Origin of the sequence: Pseudolysinimonas sp., from assembly GCF_039912695.1 — a bacterium.
Taxonomy (GTDB): Bacteria; Actinomycetota; Actinomycetes; order Actinomycetales; family Microbacteriaceae; genus Pseudolysinimonas_A.
The window spans coordinates 76865-93494 of sequence record NZ_JBDSPJ010000022.1 but is presented as its reverse complement, the minus strand read 5'-3'; the positions used below and the strand labels follow the sequence as shown (position 1 = coordinate 93494).

The following is a 16630-nucleotide window of genomic DNA, read 5'->3' as shown; positions in this document are numbered from 1 at the left end:
CGTGTTCGAATCGGTCGCAACGCTGCTGACCGAGTACGAGCAACTCCAGCAGCAGCTCTCCGACCCCGCCATCCATGCGGATGCGGCGCGGGCGAAGAAGGTCAACCGGCGGTATGCCGAGTTGAGCCAGATCATGACCGCGCACACTCTGTGGTCGCAAGCGGAGGGTGACCTCGCGGCTGCGCGCGAGTTCGCGAAAGAAGATGAGGCGTTCGCCGCCGAAGTTCCCGTACTCGAAGCGAACCTGATTGACCGCACCGAGCGGTTGCGCCGACTGCTCATCCCGCGCGACCCCGACGACGGGCGCGACGTGATCATGGAGATCAAGGGCGGCGAGGGCGGCGAAGAGTCGGCACTGTTCGCCGCCGACCTCCTGCGGATGTACCTGCACTACGCCGAATCCCGTGGCTGGAAGACCGAACTGCTCGAACGCACCGAGTCCGACCTCGGCGGCTACAAAGACGTGCAGGTCGCCATCAAGTCCAACGCGACCGATCCGTCGCAGGGCGTGTGGGCATCCCTGAAGTACGAGGGTGGTGTGCACCGCGTTCAGCGCGTTCCGGCGACCGAGTCGCAGGGTCGCATCCACACCTCGACTACCGGCGTTCTCGTTTTCCCCGAGGTTGACGCCCCCGAAGAGATCGACATCAACCCGAACGACCTGCGCATCGACGTGTTCCGCTCGTCGGGTCCCGGCGGACAGAGTGTCAACACGACCGACTCGGCAGTGCGCATCACTCACCTCCCGACCGGACTCGTGGTGTCGATGCAGAACGAGAAGTCCCAGATCCAAAACCGCGAGGCCGGGATGCGCGTCCTGCGCGCCCGACTGCTGGCGCGGCAGCAGGAGGAGATTGCCGCGGCAGCCTCCGACCAGCGCAAGACGCAGATCCGCACGATGGATCGCTCCGAGCGCATCCGCACCTACAACTTTCCCGAGAATCGCATCGCCGACCACCGCACCGGCTACAAGTCGTACAACCTCGACCAACTGATGAACGGCGCACTTCAGCCCCTCATCGACTCCTGCATCCATGCCGACGAAGAGGCTCGTCTCGCTGACCTTTCTTCGGCGGCCGAGTAGTTCACCGCCGACCGACCGATCACTGGCATGAGTACGATTCGCAGCGTTCTTGACGAAGCTATTGCCGCGCTCACCGTCGCGCGCGTCCCGTCGCCAACCGCCGACGCGGAGCTGCTCATCGGGCACGTGCTCGGGTTCAGCCGCGGCCAGGTGCAGGCGGCGGCGATCGCCGGGGCCCGGCTGGATGCGCATCAGCAGGCAACGGTGAGCGACCTGGTCGAGCGGCGTGCAGCCCGCGAGCCGTTACAACACCTCACCGGTGTTGCGGCATTTCGTTCCCTCGAACTCGCCGTCGGACCGGGCGTCTTCGTGCCGCGGCCGGAGACCGAGTACGTGGCACAACTCGCGATCGACGCTCTCCTGGCGGTGCCGGTGCCGACTCCCCGTGGCGTCGATCTCGGTACCGGCAGCGGCGCGATCGCGCTCGCGATGGCAACCGAAGTACCGCACGCCGAAGTCTTCGCCGTCGAGGTCTCGCCGCAGGCCTTTATCTGGGCCCGCGAGAATGTGCGCAGACTCGGGGCCGACAACATCCAGCTGGTGTTCGCCGACCTCGCGGACGCCCTGACCAACCTCGACGGCACGGTGGATGTCGTCATCTCGAACCCGCCCTACATCCCGCTGGGCGCTATCCCGCGTGACCCCGAGGTGCGCCTGCACGACCCCGAGGTCGCCCTGTACGGCGGGCCCGATGGACTCGACGTCGTGCGCGCGGTGTCCGTGACGGCGGCTCGGCTGCTGCGCCCGGGCGGCACCCTCGTGCTTGAGCACGGCGAACTGCAGGGCGCCGACATCCGCGCTCTCCTCACCGCCGACGGCTGGCACGCTGCCGCGACGACGCGCGACCTTCTCGGTCGCGACCGGGCGACGACCGCCCTGCGCTAACTCGCCCCTGCGCTAACTCGCCCTCCGCTAACTCGCCTTGCGCTGACCTGCCGTCACCTTCCGTTTTCAGGAATTCTTGTGACTCGAGTTGCGGGAGTTGCGGATGAACGGCTCGTTGGGACTCCGAGCGATCACCAGTACCAGGGATTCCTGAAAACGGAAGGAACTCACCGCTGGTACCTGCGTGACCCTCCGACCGTGACGGGCGTCGGCGCTGGCGCCCCGACGGAGGTGCGAAAGCGCCTCCGCTATAGCGGGGCGCGCGCTGCAAATTGCTCGATCGCGGCGAGCAGCGCGGGCGCGTCGCGGTAGAGGTGGGCGGAAATTCCGACCGACCTGGCGCCCTCGACATTGACCTCGAGGTCGTCGGCGAAGAACACGTGCTCTGCGGGCTCGTCATACGCGGCGAGAACGGCTTCGAAGACCCGGGGATCGGGTTTACGCGCCCCGTAGTGGCTCGAGGCGAATAGATGCTCAGCGCCGAAGATCGGCACCAGGTCGGGGGCGACAACGCTGAGATTCTCGCCAACGAGTGGCCCGTTGTTCGTAAGCAGAGTGACCCGACCGAGGTCGGCGGCGCGCGAGACGGCAGCGAGGGCATCCGGGCGCACCGTCATTGCCGACCGTCGGTTCGCGAGCCATACCTCGGGACTGAGCGGGGTTCCGACCGCATCGATCCACGCCGAGAGGTAGGTCGCCCCGTCGGGGTAACGCCCGGCCTCAGCAGCCCACTCACCCTCGTCATGCCACCACCGGCGCCGGAGTTCGGGTAAGTCGAGTCCGGTCAGTTCGGTGAGTCCGCGCATCCGGGTTCGCCAGTCGTAGTCGTACAGGACGTCGTCCATATCGAAGACGAAGAGCAGACTCATGGTCGTTCCAGTTTGGTGCACCGCCGGTCGCTCTCGACTCGCGACGCGCACCGCCTAGGGTTGAGAGGTCATGGCTCTGTACGACACGAGCGTCCCGGAACAACTCCTCATCGGGATGCGACTCGCCCGCGGCGCGATCGGGCGTGGGGAACTCGTCGTCATCCCGACCGACACGGTCTATGGGCTGGCCGCCGATGCCTTTGCGCCCGCGGCAGTGCAGCGACTTCTCGATGCGAAGGGCCGCGACCGTACGGCACCGCCGCCGGTGCTCGTTCCCGGCATCCCGACCCTTGCCGCACTCGCCGAGGTGGTGCCCGACGAGGTGCACGAGTTGACGAAGCGCTTCTGGCCGGGCGGACTCACCATCGTGTTGCGTGCTCGCGCCACCCTCAATTGGGACCTCGGTGACACCCGCGGCACCGTCGCGATGCGGATGCCGAGCCACACCATCGCGCTTGAGCTGTTGAGCGAGACCGGTCCGCTCGCGGTCTCCAGTGCCAACCGAACCGGAGAACCCGCTGCGATGACCGCTGCCGAGGCGGAGGTCGCACTCGGCGACGCCGTCGCGGTGTATCTCGAGGCGGGGCTTGCCGGCACCGAGTATCCGGATGCGGGAGTCGGCACCGGCTCGACGATCGTCGACGCAACGGGACTCGAGCATCCTGACGGCAAGTTGCGTATCCTGCGGCACGGCGTGGTGCCGGACTCGGCGATCATCGATGTCGTCGGAGCCGATCGATGCGCATAATTTTCTACCTGCTCGTCGCCGGGGTTGCGGGCGTGGTGTCGGCGGGCGGGTCGTTCGCGATCTGGAAGTTGAGCCACAAGTACCGGCTGTACCCGAAGATCCGCGAGCGCGACGTACACACCCGTCCGACGCCGAGGCTCGGCGGGCTCGCGATGTTCGTCGCGATCGCTGTTGCCTTCGCCGTCGGATCGCAGCTGCCCCCGCTGGCCTTGATCTTCGCCGCGCCGCAGCAGGTGTACGCCGTGCTCGGGGCCGCCCTGTTGATCGTGATCATCGGGGTCGTTGACGACATCTGGGATCTCGACTGGTTCACGAAACTGGCGGGTCAGATCATCGCGGCCGGGCTGCTCGCCTGGCAGGGCGTGCAGATCGCCTCGGTGCCGGTGTTCGGCACGATCGCCCTGCTCGCGCCCTATCAGTCGCTCATTCTGACGATCTTCGTCGTTGTTCTCGTGATGAACGCCGTCAACTTCATCGACGGGCTCGACGGACTGGTCGCGGGTGTTGCCATCATCGCCAGCAGCGCGTTCTTCATCTACGGCTATGCGATCTCGTACGGGCCGACCGAGCAGAGCGACTACTTCAACCTCGCGCAGTTCATCGCCGCCGCGCTGATCGGGGCGTGTCTGGGGTTCCTGCCGTTCAATTGGCGTATCAGCGACGCCCGACCGGCACGCCTGTTCATGGGGGATGCCGGCGCGCTTCTGGTCGGACTCCTGATGGCGACCTCGACCGTCGCGCTCGCCGGCCAGATCGATCCTGAGACGACCAGTGCAACGCATGCGTTGCCCACCTTCATCCCAGTCATCCTGCCGCTCGCGGTTCTGATCGTGCCGATCGTCGACTTCACGCTCGCCGTCTTGCGTCGCCTTCGTGCGGGCAAGTCGCCGTTCAGCGCCGACCGCAAGCACCTCCACCACCGCCTGCTCGATATGGGACACAGCCACCGGCACGCGGTGTGGATTTTCTACGCCTGGACGACCGTTGCGGCAGGCGGGATGCTGCTGTTGATCCCCGCCCCGCTGTGGGTGGGCGCACTCGTGATGGTGACGGGCTTCCTGATCTGCACCATCGTGACGCTCTCGCCGCTCAGCCGACGCAAAGCCGTCGAAGCCGCTGTCCAACTTTCCGATCCGGCGACGGCGGCCGACAAGGCGCTCGCACCGTTCGACGCGCTTGACGCCGCCTCGGAAACGATCGACTCGGCGGCGGAACCGAGCGACGCCCAGACGGATGCCGCGCTGCGGCTGCTGAATGATTCGAAAGGCACGGCGTGACTACCGCTTCGATTCTGATTCGCGCATTGCGCTACGGAGTGATCATCGCCGTCGTCGTCGCGATCGCGTCAGGAGTGATCGGCTGGCTGGTCGCGAACGTCGCGGGTCTGCTCGGTGGCTTGTTCGGGGCTGCACTGTCAGCGATCTTTCTCGGTTTGACCACCATCAGCATGCTGGTCGCCGGTCGAGTGACCAAAGGCCGACCCGGAGATCCGATCTTCTTCGCGATCGTGCTGGGTGCCTGGGGCGTCAAGCTCGTGGTGTTCATCATTGCGGCAGTTCTGCTTCGCGGCGTCTCCACGGTGAACCCCTACGTGTTTCTCGCCGCGGTCATGGCGACGGTGATCGGTTCGCTCGTCGCTGACATCGTCGCGTTGGTGCGCACTCGCGTGCCGTACGTCAGCGACGTGCTTCTGCCTGGAGAACCCGGCGGGCCTGACCTGCCGGACGGGCCCTGACGGTCGGGAGCCCGCACGGGGATTCCTTGATAGGGTGGAGTGACCTTCCCCCCTTATGATCGCCCGCGGTGCCGCGCCCGATTCTGGAGAAAGCCCTGCTAGCCTCGATCTTCCTTCCGACCTTCATGTTGTCGGAATGCCCCCCCGGTGAGTTCTGCGGACCCTCGGTCGATGAGTTCTTTCCCGAGCCGATTCTGTTTGCAGGAACGCCGTTCGAACTGAACCGCGTTCTCCTCATCCGCGTCATCGCGTTCCTCGCCGTCGTCGTCTTGCTCTGGTTGGCGACGCGAGCGCTGAAGGTCGTCCCAGGTCGCGGTCAGGTCGCCGCTGAGTTCATCCTGGGATTCGTCCGTCAGGGCATCGTGTTCGAGACCCTGGGCGAACGCGACGGCAAGCGATTCCTCCCGTTGCTGATGACGATCTTCTTCCTGACTCTCGGGCTGAACCTCACCGGCACCATCCCGGGTCTTCAGATTCCGAGCACCGGTCTGATCGGCCAGGCGCTTCTGTTGGCGGTCATCGCATACGTGACCTTCATCTACGCGGGAATCCGTCGGCACGGCCTCAAGTTCTTCAAGAATGCGACCGTGCTTCCGGGCGTTCCGCTGCTGATCATGCCGATCATCGCGATCCTGGAGGCGCTCTCGACCTTCATCATCCGGCCGGTCACGCTGACCCTCCGACTGACGATGAACGTGGTCGCCGGGCACATGCTGCTGGCGCTGTGTTTTCTCGCGACAAACTTCTTCTTCTTCACCGTGCTCGCCCAGGGCAACTTTCTCGGGCTGATCGGCGTCGGCACCTTTGCCTTCGGCGTGGCCTTCACGGTGCTCGAGATCTTCGTCGCGGCCCTTCAGGCCTACGTCTTCACCATCCTGACCGCCATCTACATCCAGATGGCGCTGGCCGACGAGCACTGAGCTCGCCGCCGTTCGCATTCAACCAACCCCGGAAAGGAACACTCCGTTGAGCATCATCGTCGGACAACTCGCCCCACTCGCCTTCGGCCTGGCCGTCATCGGCTCCGGTATCGGCGTGGGCATCATCGTCGGCAAGACCATCGAATCGGTCGCTCGTCAGCCTGAACTTCAAGGCCGCCTGCAGACCCTGATGTGGATCGGTATCGCCCTCACCGAGGCCCTCTGCTTCATCGCGATCGGTGTCGCGTTCATCCCGTTCCCCGTTCCGGTCACGCCGTAACCCGTCGTTCTCAATTCGTTAGGAGTCTGAATGCTCACCGCATTCATCCTGAGTACCGACGCTGATCCGTCGCCCAGCATCCTGCTGCCGTCGCTGCCGGATCTGGTGTGGGGCACGATTGCGTTCCTCGTGGTCTTGATCCCGATGATCTTCCTGATCGTGCCGCGGCTCACCAAGGCGCTCGACGCCCGTGGCGAGGCGATCGAAGGCGGCATTAAGCGCGCCGACGAGGCGCAGGCTGAGGCTAAGGCGGCGCTCGCGAAGTACACCGAGCAGCTCGCCGGCGCCCGCGCCGAGGCTGGACAGATCCGTGAGGAGGCTCGCGAAGACGCGAAGGCCATCCGTGCGGAGCTGCTCGAGCAGGCTCAGGCGGATGCCGCCCGCATCGTCGCGAACGCTCAGTCGCAGATTGAGGCCGAGCGATCCGCCGCGATGGTGTCGTTGCGTTCCGAGGTCGGCACTCTTGCCCTCGATCTCGCCTCCGGTGTCATCGGTGAGTCGCTCGCCGATGACAAGAAGGCGTCGGGCATTGTCGACCGCTTCCTTGCCGACCTCGCCTCGTCTGAGAAGGCCAAGGCCTGATGGGTTCCGCATCCCGTGTCGCTCTCGCCGCGGCCGTCACCGCTCTCTCCGCCGAGAAGGGCGTTACTCGCGCCACCGGTGAGCAGCTGTTGTCGGCAGGTCGTGACATCGCGGGTTCACTGCAACTGCGTGCAGTGCTCGTCGATCCTTCGATCGACGCGAAAGACAAGACCGCTCTCGTCGGACGCATCTTCGGTTCGCTCGATGCCGCGGCGACTCGCCTGCTCAGTGGCCTCACGACGGCACGGTGGTCGGATTCCGACGAGCTAATCGACGGGATCGAACAGATCGGCATCCGCGCGATCGCCGAATCGGCCGGCGGTGCGGCGATCGAATCCGAATTGTTCGCATTCGCCCGAGCCGTGTCGAGCGACAACGAACTCGAACTGGCAATCGGCAGCACGCTGAGCGCACCGGAGCAGAAGGCGGCCCTCGTCGACCGGCTGTTCGCGAAGAAGGCGCATGCCGGCACCGTCTCGATCGTTCGGCACCTGGTGCAGAGCCCGCGCGGGCGTCGCATCGGCGAACTCATCCAGTCGGCAGCTGAGACGGTTGCAGATTCCTCGGGCGGCATCGTCGCAACTGTCACCGCCGCGGCGCCGCTCAGCGCGGCACACCTCGCGACCCTGACGGCGACCCTCAAGAAGCAGTACGGACGCGAACCGCGGATCGCGCTTCGGATCGACCCCGCCGTGATCGGCGGACTTCGCGTGCAAATCGGCGAAGACGTCATCGACGGCACGATCGCCGCACGCCTCGCCGACCTCCGACTCCAGCTCGCCGGCTGACCCGGCCTCCGCAGATACCACCAACGACCACCTCACAAGCCGAAACGGTAAAAAGGGACTTCCCCATGGCAGACATCACCATCTCTCCGGACGAGATCCGCAGCGCGCTCAAGGACTTTGTCGCCGGCTACAAGCCGTCGGGTGCGAGCAAGACCGAGGTCGGCACCGTTGTCGACGCGGCGGACGGCATCGCTCACGTCGAGGGTCTCCCCGGCGCAATGGCGAACGAACTGCTTCGCTTTGCCGACGGCACCCTGGGCCTCGCGCTCAACCTCGACGAGAGCGAGATCGGCGTCATTGTGCTCGGCGACTTCGCCGGCATCGAGGCCGGTATGGAGGTCACCCGCACCGGTGAGGTGCTTTCGGTTCCCGTGGGTGACGCCTACCTCGGTCGAGTTGTCGACCCGCTCGGTGCGCCCATCGACGGCCTCGGCGAGATCAAGTCCGAGACCCGCCGTGCCCTCGAACTCCAGGCGCCGGGCGTCATGTCGCGCAAGAGCGTTCACGAGCCGATGCAAACCGGCATCAAGGCGATCGACGCGATGATCCCGATCGGCCGCGGTCAGCGTCAGCTAATCATCGGCGACCGCCAGACCGGCAAGACCGCCATCGCGATCGACACGATCATCAACCAGAAGGCGAACTGGGAGTCGGGCGACACCACCAAGCAGGTGCGCTGCATCTACGTCGCGATCGGCCAGAAGGGTTCGACGATCGCGGCTGTGAAGGGCGCCCTCGAAGATGCCGGAGCGATGGAGTACACGACGATCGTTGCGGCTCCCGCCTCCGACGCCGCCGGCTTCAAGTACCTCGCCCCGTACACCGGCTCGGCCATCGGCCAGCACTGGATGTACAGCGGCAAGCACGTCCTGATCATTTTCGACGACCTGACCAAGCAGGCCGAGGCCTACCGCGCCGTGTCACTGCTGCTGCGCCGTCCGCCGGGACGTGAGGCCTACCCGGGCGACGTCTTCTACTTGCACTCCCGTCTGCTCGAGCGTTGCGCGAAGCTCTCCGACGAGCTCGGTGCGGGTTCGATGACCGGACTGCCGATCATCGAGACCAAGGCGAACGACGTCTCGGCCTACATCCCGACCAACGTGATCTCGATCACCGACGGCCAGATCTTCCTGCAGTCCGACCTGTTCAACTCGAACCAGCGTCCCGCCGTCGACGTCGGCATCTCGGTGTCGCGCGTCGGCGGCGACGCCCAGGTGAAGAGCATCAAGAAGGTTTCGGGAACGCTGAAGCTCGAACTCGCGCAGTACCGCTCGCTCGAGGCGTTTGCGCTGTTCGCGTCTGACCTGGATGCGGCATCCCGTCGTCAGCTGGCCCGCGGCGCCCGCCTCACCGAGCTGCTTCGTCAGCCGCAGTACTCGCCGTTCCCGGTTGAAGAGCAGGTTGTCTCGATCTGGGCAGGTACCAACGGTCACCTCGACGAGGTGCCGGTGCCTGATGTGCTTCGGTTCGAGCGCGAGTTGCTCGACACCCTCAAGCGCAACACCAAGATCCTCGACACCCTGCGCGACACCAACGTGCTCTCCGACGAGACCGTCGCCGAACTCGAGAAGGCCGTGACGAAGTTCAAGAAGGAGTTCCAGACCGGCGACGGGCGCATGCTCGACTCGGTCGGTACCGAGCAGTTCGACGAGATCCCCCTGGATGACATCAACCAGGAGAAGATCGTGAAGAGCCGCCGGTAGCCATGGGAGCCCAACTCAGGGTCTATCGGCAGAAGATTAAGACTGCTCAGACCACCAAGAAGATTACCCGCGCGATGGAGCTGATCTCGGCGTCGCGCATCCAGAAGGCGCAGTCGCGCGTCGCGGCGTCCGCCCCCTACGCGCGCGCTGTGACGCGTGCCGTCTCGGCGGTCGCGACGTACTCGAACGTCGACCACATCCTGACGCGCGAAGCCGAGAACCCCAAGCGCGCCGCGATCGTTCTCTTCACCTCCGACCGCGGTCTCGCTGGTGCGTTCAATTCGCAGGTCATCCGTGAGTCGAGCGAGCTGCGCACGCGCCTCGAGCGTGAAGGTAAAGAGGTTGTTCACTTCCTCGTCGGACGCAAAGCGGTTCAGTACTTCGCGTTCCGCCGCCGCGCCTCTGAGCGGGACTGGACGGGTGGCACCGACAAGCCGGAGTTCGGCATCGCCCAGGAGATCGCCGAGGCTGTCGTTGCGAAGTTCGTGCAACCGACCGATGACGGCGGCGTGGACGAAATCCACATCGTCTACAACCGTTTCGTGTCGATGCTCGTGCAAGACCCGCAGACCGTTCGTCTGTTGCCGCTCGAGATCGTCGAGGGCGTTGAAGAGTTGGATGCTGACGCTGACGCCTCGCTTCTGCCGCTGTACGAGTTCGAACCCGATGCCGACGCCGTGCTCGACGCACTGCTTCCGGTTTACATCGAAAGCCGCATCTTCAACGCGATGCTTCAGTCAGCGGCGGCCAAGCACGCCGCGACGCAGAAGGCGATGAAGTCAGCAAGCGATAACGCCGACAACCTGATCAAGGACTACACGCGACTGGCCAATAACGCCCGTCAGTCCGAAATCACCCAGCAGATCTCCGAGATCGTCGGCGGCGCCGACGCTCTCGTGAAGTGACGAAACCGAGAACAGGAAACCTATCGATGGCTACCACTACCCCTGCGAAGAAGCCGACCGCTGCGAAGTCAGCCCCTGCAAAGTCGGCCCCTGCAAAGTCGACACCCGAGAAGGCGAACCACGGCGGCGCGGCAACGCGTCCCGAGGGCGGCATCGGCCGCATCGCGCGGGTCACCGGGCCCGTCGTCGACATCGAGTTTCCGCACGATGCGATTCCCGAGATCTACAACGCGCTGAAGACCGAGATCACCCTCGCTGGTGAGACGATCCTGCTCACGCTCGAGGTTGCCCAGCACCTCGGCGATGACCTCGTGCGTGCGATCGCCCTCAAGCCGACCGACGGTCTGGTGCGCGGCCAAGAGGTGCGCGACACCGGCAACCCGATCTCGGTTCCGGTCGGCGATGTCACCAAGGGCCGAGTCTTCAACGTCATCGGCGAGGTGCTCAACGCGGCACCCGGCGAGAAGATCGAGATCACCGAACGCTGGCCCATCCACCGCAAGCCGCCGCCCTTCGACCAGCTCGAGTCGAAGACGAACCTCTTCGAGACCGGCATCAAGGTCATCGACCTCCTCACCCCGTACGTGCAGGGTGGCAAGATCGGCCTCTTCGGTGGTGCCGGCGTCGGCAAGACCGTGCTCATCCAAGAGATGATCTACCGCGTCGCCGCCAACCACGGTGGTGTGTCGGTGTTCGCCGGTGTCGGGGAGCGCACCCGTGAGGGCAACGACCTCATCGCCGAAATGGAGGAGGCGGGCGTCTTCGACAAGACCGCCCTCGTCTTCGGCCAGATGGATGAGCCGCCGGGAACGCGTCTGCGCGTCGCTCTGTCGGCACTCACGATGGCGGAGTACTTCCGCGACGTGCAGAAGCAGGATGTTCTGCTCTTCATCGACAACATCTTCCGGTTTACGCAGGCCGGTTCCGAGGTCTCGACGCTGCTGGGCCGGATGCCGTCCGCGGTCGGTTACCAGCCGAACCTCGCCGACGAGATGGGTGTGCTCCAGGAGCGCATCACCTCGACCCGTGGCCACTCGATCACCTCCCTTCAGGCGATCTACGTGCCCGCCGACGACTACACCGACCCGGCCCCGGCCACCACGTTCGCGCACCTCGACGCCACGACCGAACTGTCGCGTGAGATTGCCTCGCGCGGTCTTTACCCGGCCGTCGACCCGCTGTCGTCGACCTCGCGCATCATGGACCCCCGCTATTTGGGCGAGGACCACTACCGTGTCGCGACCAGCGTGAAGGCGATCCTGCAGAAGAACAAGGAACTCCAGGAGATCATCGCCATCCTCGGTGTCGACGAACTGTCGGAGGAAGACAAGATCACGGTGTCGCGGGCTCGCCGCATCCAGCAGTTCCTCTCGCAGAACACCTACATGGCGACCAAGTTCACCTCGGTCGAAGGCTCCACCGTGCCGCTCAAGGACACGATCGAGGCGTTCGACGCGATCGTGAAGGGCGACCTCGACCACGTGGCCGAGCAGGCGTTCTTCAACGTCGGCGGACTCGACATGGTCGAAGCACAGTGGGCGAAGATCCAGAAGGAGAACGGCTGAGCATGGCCGATCCCAAGTCGCTCAACGTCAGCGTCGTCGCGGCCGACCACGAGGTGTGGTCGGGCCAGGCGAGGCAAGTCGTCGCGCGCACCACGATTGGTCAGATCGGCATCCTCGCCGGCCACGAGCCGGTGTTGGGCATTCTCGCCTCGGGCGAGGTGCGGGTGACGTTGCTCGATGGCGAGGTCATCACGGCGAACGCTGAGGATGGTTTCCTTTCCGTTCAAAACGACACTGTTACGATCGTCGCCGGTAGCGCGACTCTCGTCTCCTAGCGTCGAAACGCTCCACCGAAAACCAGGGGGAGGGTTCACATGGTCGTGATGGTGGTCATGGCTGGTTTGCCAGGAACGGGCAAGAGTGCGGTTGCCGGCGGCGTTGGTGCGGCGTTGGGAATCCCGGTGGTCTCGGTTGACCCGATCGAGTCGGCGATTCTCTCGGCGGGGATCGACGCCGATCAGCCCACCGGGCTTGCTGCGTACCTCGTCGCTGAAACTATCGCGGAGTCGGTCATCGCGGGGGGCGGCGGGGTCGTGATCGACGCGGTCAACGCGGTCGAGCCGGCACGTGAACAGTGGCTCAAGTTGGCCGCCCGATGTGGGATTGCGATCCGCTTCGTCGAAGTGGTCTGTTCCGACGTGGGCGTGCATCGCGTCCGACTCGAAGCCCGCGGACGTCAGCTCGCACATATCGCCGAACCCACCTGGCACGCCGTCGAGCAGAGTCTCGATGAGTGGGAGGCCTGGACGGGTGAGACCGGTTCCCTCCCGCGAATCACCGTCGACTCGGTGAATCCGCTGCCGGTGTTGGTCGAGCAGGTCATCGCGTTCGTGCGGTCCTGAGCCCCGGACCGAAGCCGGGTGTTCATTCTTCTTCCGCCGTCCGAGACCAAACGCCTGGGCGGCATAGCGGGCTCGACCCTTGATCTCCCGGCCCTGAGCTTCCCCGAGCTGACGTCAGCTCGCAAACAAACGCTCGCTGCCGTGAAGGTGCTCTCGCGCAACCTCGCCGCCGCCGCGGCGATGCTGCGGTTGGGGCCCGCCAGCGCCAGCGAGGCCGGACGCAACCGCACCCTGACGTCGTCGCCCGTGATGCCGGCGATCGACCGTTACGACGGCGTGCTCTTCGAAGAATTGGATGCCGCATCCCTCCCGGCTCAGGCGCGCCAGTTCGCGGCAGAGCATGTCGCAATCGGGTCGGCACTCTTCGGGCTGTCAGGCGCGCTCGACCCGATCCCCGCCTATCGGCTCTCCCACGATTCGCGGCTGCCCGGAACGACGGTCGGCAGAATCTGGCGTACTCCGCTCTCGACCGCCGTCGCCGGAATTCCGGGTCTGCTGCTCGATCTGCGCTCGGAGGGCTACGCCCATCTGGGGCCGATTCCCAATCGACCTGACGCGGTGTATCTGCGGGTGGTGAGCGAGGATGGCGCCGGTCGCACCCGCGCCCTCAACCACTTCAATAAGAAAGGCAAGGGCGCGTTCACTCGTGCGCTCCTTCTGGCCGGGATCGATCATCCCGATGTCGACTCGCTTCTGGAATGGGCACGCAACTCGGGAATTCACCTCGAACCTGGTGTGCCGGGAGAGCTTGATCTCTTCGCGTGACCCGACGCCCGGGACGGGCGTCGGCGCTGGCGTCGCGGCGGAGGTCCGAAAGGACCTCCGCTCTAGTGCTCCAGCGCGCGCCAGCATCCGCTGAGGTGATCGTCAACGAGACCCGCCGACTGCATCAGGGCGTACATCGTGGTCGGCCCGACGAAGCGGTACCCCAACCGGCGTAGTTCTGTGCTGAGAGCCTCGGACTCCTTCGTCACTGCCGGGATCTCCGCCCAGGTTTGCGGTCGCGCCCTGCCGGCAGCGGGGGCGAAACTCCAGATGAGCGCATCGAGCGCACCGGGCGACTCGCGCACCAGGTCGACGGTGAGGCGTGCGTTGCCGATCGTGGCGAGCACTTTGGCCCGATTGCGGATGATGCGGTCGTCGAGCATCAGGCGTTCGACATGGGCCTCGTCGTATGCCGCAACGGCGTCGATCTCGAACCCGTCAAACGCCGCCCGAAAGCCTGGACGTCGGCGCAGGATGGTGATCCACGACAACCCGGCTTGGAATCCTTCGAGCGAGATTTTCTCGAACAGCGGCCGGTCGCCGTGCAGCGCCGTGCCCCACTCCTCATCGTGGTAGCGGGCGTACTCGAGGTCGGAATCGACCCAGCCGCAGCGTGAGCGACCGTCGTCGCCGAGGAGTATTTCTGAGCGCGTCACGCGTGCTCAGCTGCCGAACATCGCGTCATCGAGAGTCGCTGCTCCTCGGGTTGCTGCGCTCCCAAACGCCGGTGTTCCCCGCGGAACTTTGTGCGCAATTCCCTCGTGCGCGAGCAGCCAAGACTTCGTCGGGATGCCCTCACCCCCGCTGTAGCCGGTGATCGTGCCGTCGCTGCCGAGAACCCGGTGACACGGCACGATGATCGGCACGGGATTCGCACCGACGGCGCCGCCCACGGCTCGGCCCGCGGCGGCGCGGCCCGTTCCGCGGCCGAGGTCACCGTAGGACACGACTTCGCCCCACTCCAGGTCGACGAGTTGCTCCCACACTGAGAGTTGGAACGCCGTGCCGGCCAGGTTCACCGGAACATCGAAGTCGTGGCGGTGGCCGGCGAAATACTCATCGAGTTGGGCGACCGCCCGGTCGAGAGTCGCATCGGAGGTTTCGGCAAGCTCGTCGTGGGGGAGCGTGCCATCACTCTCGATCGAGAGCGACACGACGGCGGCACCGTCGCCGACGATTTCGATGCGCCCGATCGGGCTCGGCATCCGCCGTAGGGATACGGGAGCCAGGCTTGCGGGAGCGGGGGTGACGGTCTTCATGATTTCGAGCGTAGACCGGAGGCGCGACACCGACTCGCGGGAATCGGACACCGCGCAGAACGCCCTACGCACAGCGCTTGGGGAGGACGCTGCCTAGGCTGAGCAGATGGAAACACGACGTCTGGGCCGTTCTGATCTCACTGTCTCCGTGGTGGGACTCGGGTGTAACAACCTCGGCCGCCCCGGAGCGCTGACCTTCGAGCAAGAGGGCACCGACGCGGTCATCCACGCCGCTCTCAACGCCGGGGTCACCTTCTTCGACACGGCGGATGTCTACGGCGCCGAGTACGGCTTGAGTGAGACGCGACTCGGTGTCGCGCTCAAGGGGGTGCGCGGCGAAGCGGTCATCGCGACCAAGTTCGGCCACTCCGGGATGGGCAGCGGGCTTGAGGAAGTCGGGGCGAAAGGGTCGCGCGCCTACATCCGAGCCGCCGTCGAGGGGTCCCTGCGCCGACTCGACACCGACCACATCGACCTGTACCAGATGCACACTCCCGACCCGGCGACGCCGATCGCCGAGACTCTCGCGGCGCTCGACGAACTCGTCACCGAGGGCAAGGTGCGGGCGATCGGCAACTCGAACTTCGACGCCGCGCAACTCCGCGACGCGGATGCTGCGGCGACCGGGCTCGGGACGGCGCGCTTCGTCTCCGCGCAAAACCACTACAGCCTCCTCGCGCGCGACGCCGAACTTGAGGTGCTGCCTGCCGTCGAAGAACTCGGCATGGGATTCCTTCCGTACTTTCCGCTCGCGAATGGCCTGTTCACCGGCAAGTTCTCGCGCACCGAGATTCCCGCCGACACTCGGATTGGCCGGCAGCGCCCCGAGGTGCACGAGAGTGCCCCGTGGGACGAGATCGAGGCGTACGTTGCCTTTGCGCGCGAGCGTGGCGTTGACATCCTCGGCGCCACCTTCGGCTGGCTGCTGTCGAAGCCGTACCTGTCGAGCGTGATCGCCGGGGCGACGAGGCCCGAGCAGATTCGAGCCAACGCGATCGCCGGGGATGCGTGGCGCCCGACGCCCGCCGACCTCGACGAGGTCGACTCCTTCTTCGAGCCGCCCGCAGCGCCGATCGACGAGAGCTAACGCTGAACGAACCCTGGGCGTTGCCCGATCCGCTGCTCTCCGAGCGGCTCGAGCTGCGCACCCATCGCGTCGATGATCTCGACGACCTTCTGGTGTTTCACAGTGATGCGGAGGTCATCCGCTACATCCCGTGGCCGGTTCGTACCCGCGACGAGACGGCGGTGGCACTCGAGCGCAAACTCGGCCAAGTCGTCGCGCGTGAGTCGGGGGAGTGGATCGTACGCGCGATCGTCGAACGTACCACTGGCGTGGTCATCGGCGAGGTTCTGCTCAAGCGAGAGGACGCTACGACGGCCGAAATCGGCTACGTGATCCGTCGCGACCGCTGGGGGCACGGACTCGCCTCCGAGGCGGTGCGCACGATGATCGAGGCCGCCGTCCCGTCCCTCGGTTTGACCGAGCTGGTGGCGATGGTCGAGGCCGAGAATCACGATTCGCTGCGCTTGCTTGAGCGGCTCGGTTTTAAGCGACTGGGTTTCAGCGTCAGTGGCGTTCAGGATGATGGCGCTGTGCGGCTCACTCGCCGCATCTGAGTCGCTCGCCCTGAGTCGCCTCGCCCTGATTCGCCTCGCCCTGATTCGCCGCACCCGAATTGCTTTCGCCCGACTAGTCG

At 65.6% G+C, this 16630-nt stretch carries 20 protein-coding genes; 17 read left to right on the top strand and 3 right to left on the bottom strand.

Annotated elements, in window-relative coordinates; all coding sequences use genetic code 11:
• The first annotated feature begins 1 nt into the window (after nucleotide 1).
• Both prfA and prmC read left to right on the top strand, forming a co-directional pair.
• Nucleotides 2-1084: a peptide chain release factor 1 gene (prfA, locus tag ABIR17_RS08695; RefSeq protein WP_348003988.1), complete on the top strand. Its 1083-nt coding sequence runs from the start codon at nucleotides 2-4 to the stop codon at nucleotides 1082-1084.
• Nucleotides 1085-1111: 27 nt separating this feature from the next.
• A complete protein-coding gene (prmC, locus tag ABIR17_RS08690; RefSeq protein ID WP_348003987.1) occupies nucleotides 1112-1969 on the top strand; it encodes a peptide chain release factor N(5)-glutamine methyltransferase in 858 nt (285 codons plus the stop codon).
• Nucleotides 1970-2217: 248 nt separating this feature from the next.
• On the opposite strand, the gene ABIR17_RS08685 is transcribed toward prmC, so the two are convergent.
• Nucleotides 2218-2838 (bottom strand): HAD-IA family hydrolase, encoded by a 621-nt coding sequence (locus ABIR17_RS08685; RefSeq protein WP_348003986.1) that lies wholly within the window; start codon nucleotides 2836-2838, stop codon nucleotides 2218-2220.
• A gap of 70 nt (nucleotides 2839-2908) precedes the next feature.
• Here ABIR17_RS08685 and ABIR17_RS08680 point away from each other — a divergent pair, with 70 nt between their 5' ends.
• The 13 genes from ABIR17_RS08680 to yaaA all read left to right on the top strand — a co-directional run bounded on the left by ABIR17_RS08680 (nucleotide 2909) and on the right by yaaA (nucleotide 13671).
• Nucleotides 2909-3586 carry an L-threonylcarbamoyladenylate synthase gene (locus ABIR17_RS08680; RefSeq protein WP_348003985.1) on the top strand — a complete coding sequence of 226 codons (678 nt, stop codon included), beginning with the start codon at nucleotides 2909-2911 and terminating at the stop codon, nucleotides 3584-3586.
• A complete protein-coding gene (locus ABIR17_RS08675) occupies nucleotides 3577-4863 on the top strand; it encodes an MraY family glycosyltransferase (RefSeq protein ID WP_348003984.1) in 1287 nt (428 codons plus the stop codon). Before ABIR17_RS08680 ends, ABIR17_RS08675 begins: the two co-directional genes overlap by 10 nt.
• Nucleotides 4860-5321, top strand: coding sequence for a hypothetical protein (locus ABIR17_RS08670; protein ID WP_348003983.1), 462 nt, complete (start codon nucleotides 4860-4862; stop codon nucleotides 5319-5321). The genes ABIR17_RS08675 and ABIR17_RS08670 overlap by 4 nt, the downstream gene beginning before the upstream one ends.
• 68 nt (nucleotides 5322-5389) lie before the next feature.
• On the top strand, nucleotides 5390-6241 hold the full coding sequence (atpB, locus tag ABIR17_RS08665; RefSeq protein WP_348003982.1) for a F0F1 ATP synthase subunit A: 852 nt from the start codon (nucleotides 5390-5392) through the stop codon (nucleotides 6239-6241).
• A 46-nt stretch (nucleotides 6242-6287) separates the two neighbouring features.
• Nucleotides 6288-6521 (top strand): F0F1 ATP synthase subunit C, encoded by a 234-nt coding sequence (atpE, locus tag ABIR17_RS08660; RefSeq protein ID WP_348003981.1) that lies wholly within the window; start codon nucleotides 6288-6290, stop codon nucleotides 6519-6521.
• 30 nt (nucleotides 6522-6551) lie between these two features.
• Nucleotides 6552-7103, top strand: coding sequence for a F0F1 ATP synthase subunit B (locus ABIR17_RS08655; protein ID WP_348003980.1), 552 nt, complete (start codon nucleotides 6552-6554; stop codon nucleotides 7101-7103).
• On the top strand, nucleotides 7103-7891 hold the full coding sequence (locus ABIR17_RS08650) for a F0F1 ATP synthase subunit delta (RefSeq protein ID WP_348003979.1): 789 nt from the start codon (nucleotides 7103-7105) through the stop codon (nucleotides 7889-7891). Before ABIR17_RS08655 ends, ABIR17_RS08650 begins: the two co-directional genes overlap by 1 nt.
• 65 nt (nucleotides 7892-7956) lie before the next feature.
• The gene (atpA, locus tag ABIR17_RS08645) at nucleotides 7957-9594 is read left to right on the top strand and encodes a F0F1 ATP synthase subunit alpha (RefSeq protein WP_348003978.1); all 1638 of its coding nucleotides are present in this window, start codon (nucleotides 7957-7959) and stop codon (nucleotides 9592-9594) included.
• A gap of 2 nt (nucleotides 9595-9596) precedes the next feature.
• Entirely contained in the window at nucleotides 9597-10499 is a 903-nt protein-coding gene (locus tag ABIR17_RS08640) for a F0F1 ATP synthase subunit gamma (RefSeq protein WP_348003977.1), read from the top strand.
• A 26-nt stretch (nucleotides 10500-10525) separates the two neighbouring features.
• Entirely contained in the window at nucleotides 10526-12064 is a 1539-nt protein-coding gene (gene atpD / locus ABIR17_RS08635; RefSeq protein WP_348003976.1) for a F0F1 ATP synthase subunit beta, read from the top strand.
• 2 nt (nucleotides 12065-12066) lie between these two features.
• Nucleotides 12067-12339, top strand: a complete 273-nt coding sequence (locus ABIR17_RS08630; protein ID WP_348003975.1) for a F0F1 ATP synthase subunit epsilon — start codon at nucleotides 12067-12069, stop codon at nucleotides 12337-12339.
• 39 nt (nucleotides 12340-12378) lie between these two features.
• A complete protein-coding gene (locus tag ABIR17_RS08625) occupies nucleotides 12379-12906 on the top strand; it encodes an AAA family ATPase (RefSeq protein ID WP_348003974.1) in 528 nt (175 codons plus the stop codon).
• A gap of 18 nt (nucleotides 12907-12924) precedes the next feature.
• Entirely contained in the window at nucleotides 12925-13671 is a 747-nt protein-coding gene (gene yaaA / locus ABIR17_RS08620; RefSeq protein WP_348003973.1) for a peroxide stress protein YaaA, read from the top strand.
• Between the two features lie 62 nt (nucleotides 13672-13733).
• Here the strand turns inward: yaaA and ABIR17_RS08615 are convergent, their stop codons facing one another.
• The gene (locus ABIR17_RS08615; protein WP_348003972.1) at nucleotides 13734-14327 is read right to left on the bottom strand and encodes a DNA-3-methyladenine glycosylase I; all 594 of its coding nucleotides are present in this window, start codon (nucleotides 14325-14327) and stop codon (nucleotides 13734-13736) included.
• 6 nt (nucleotides 14328-14333) lie between these two features.
• Nucleotides 14334-14930, bottom strand: a complete 597-nt coding sequence (locus ABIR17_RS08610) for a methylated-DNA--[protein]-cysteine S-methyltransferase (RefSeq protein ID WP_348003971.1) — start codon at nucleotides 14928-14930, stop codon at nucleotides 14334-14336.
• Nucleotides 14931-15036: 106 nt separating this feature from the next.
• Here ABIR17_RS08610 and ABIR17_RS08605 point away from each other — a divergent pair, with 106 nt between their 5' ends.
• Nucleotides 15037-16017, top strand: coding sequence for an aldo/keto reductase (locus ABIR17_RS08605; protein WP_348003970.1), 981 nt, complete (start codon nucleotides 15037-15039; stop codon nucleotides 16015-16017).
• 20 nt (nucleotides 16018-16037) lie between these two features.
• Complete coding sequence (locus ABIR17_RS08600) at nucleotides 16038-16550, top strand: GNAT family N-acetyltransferase (RefSeq protein WP_348003969.1); 513 nt, start codon at nucleotides 16038-16040, stop codon at nucleotides 16548-16550.
• Nucleotides 16551-16630: the final 80 nt, after the last annotated feature.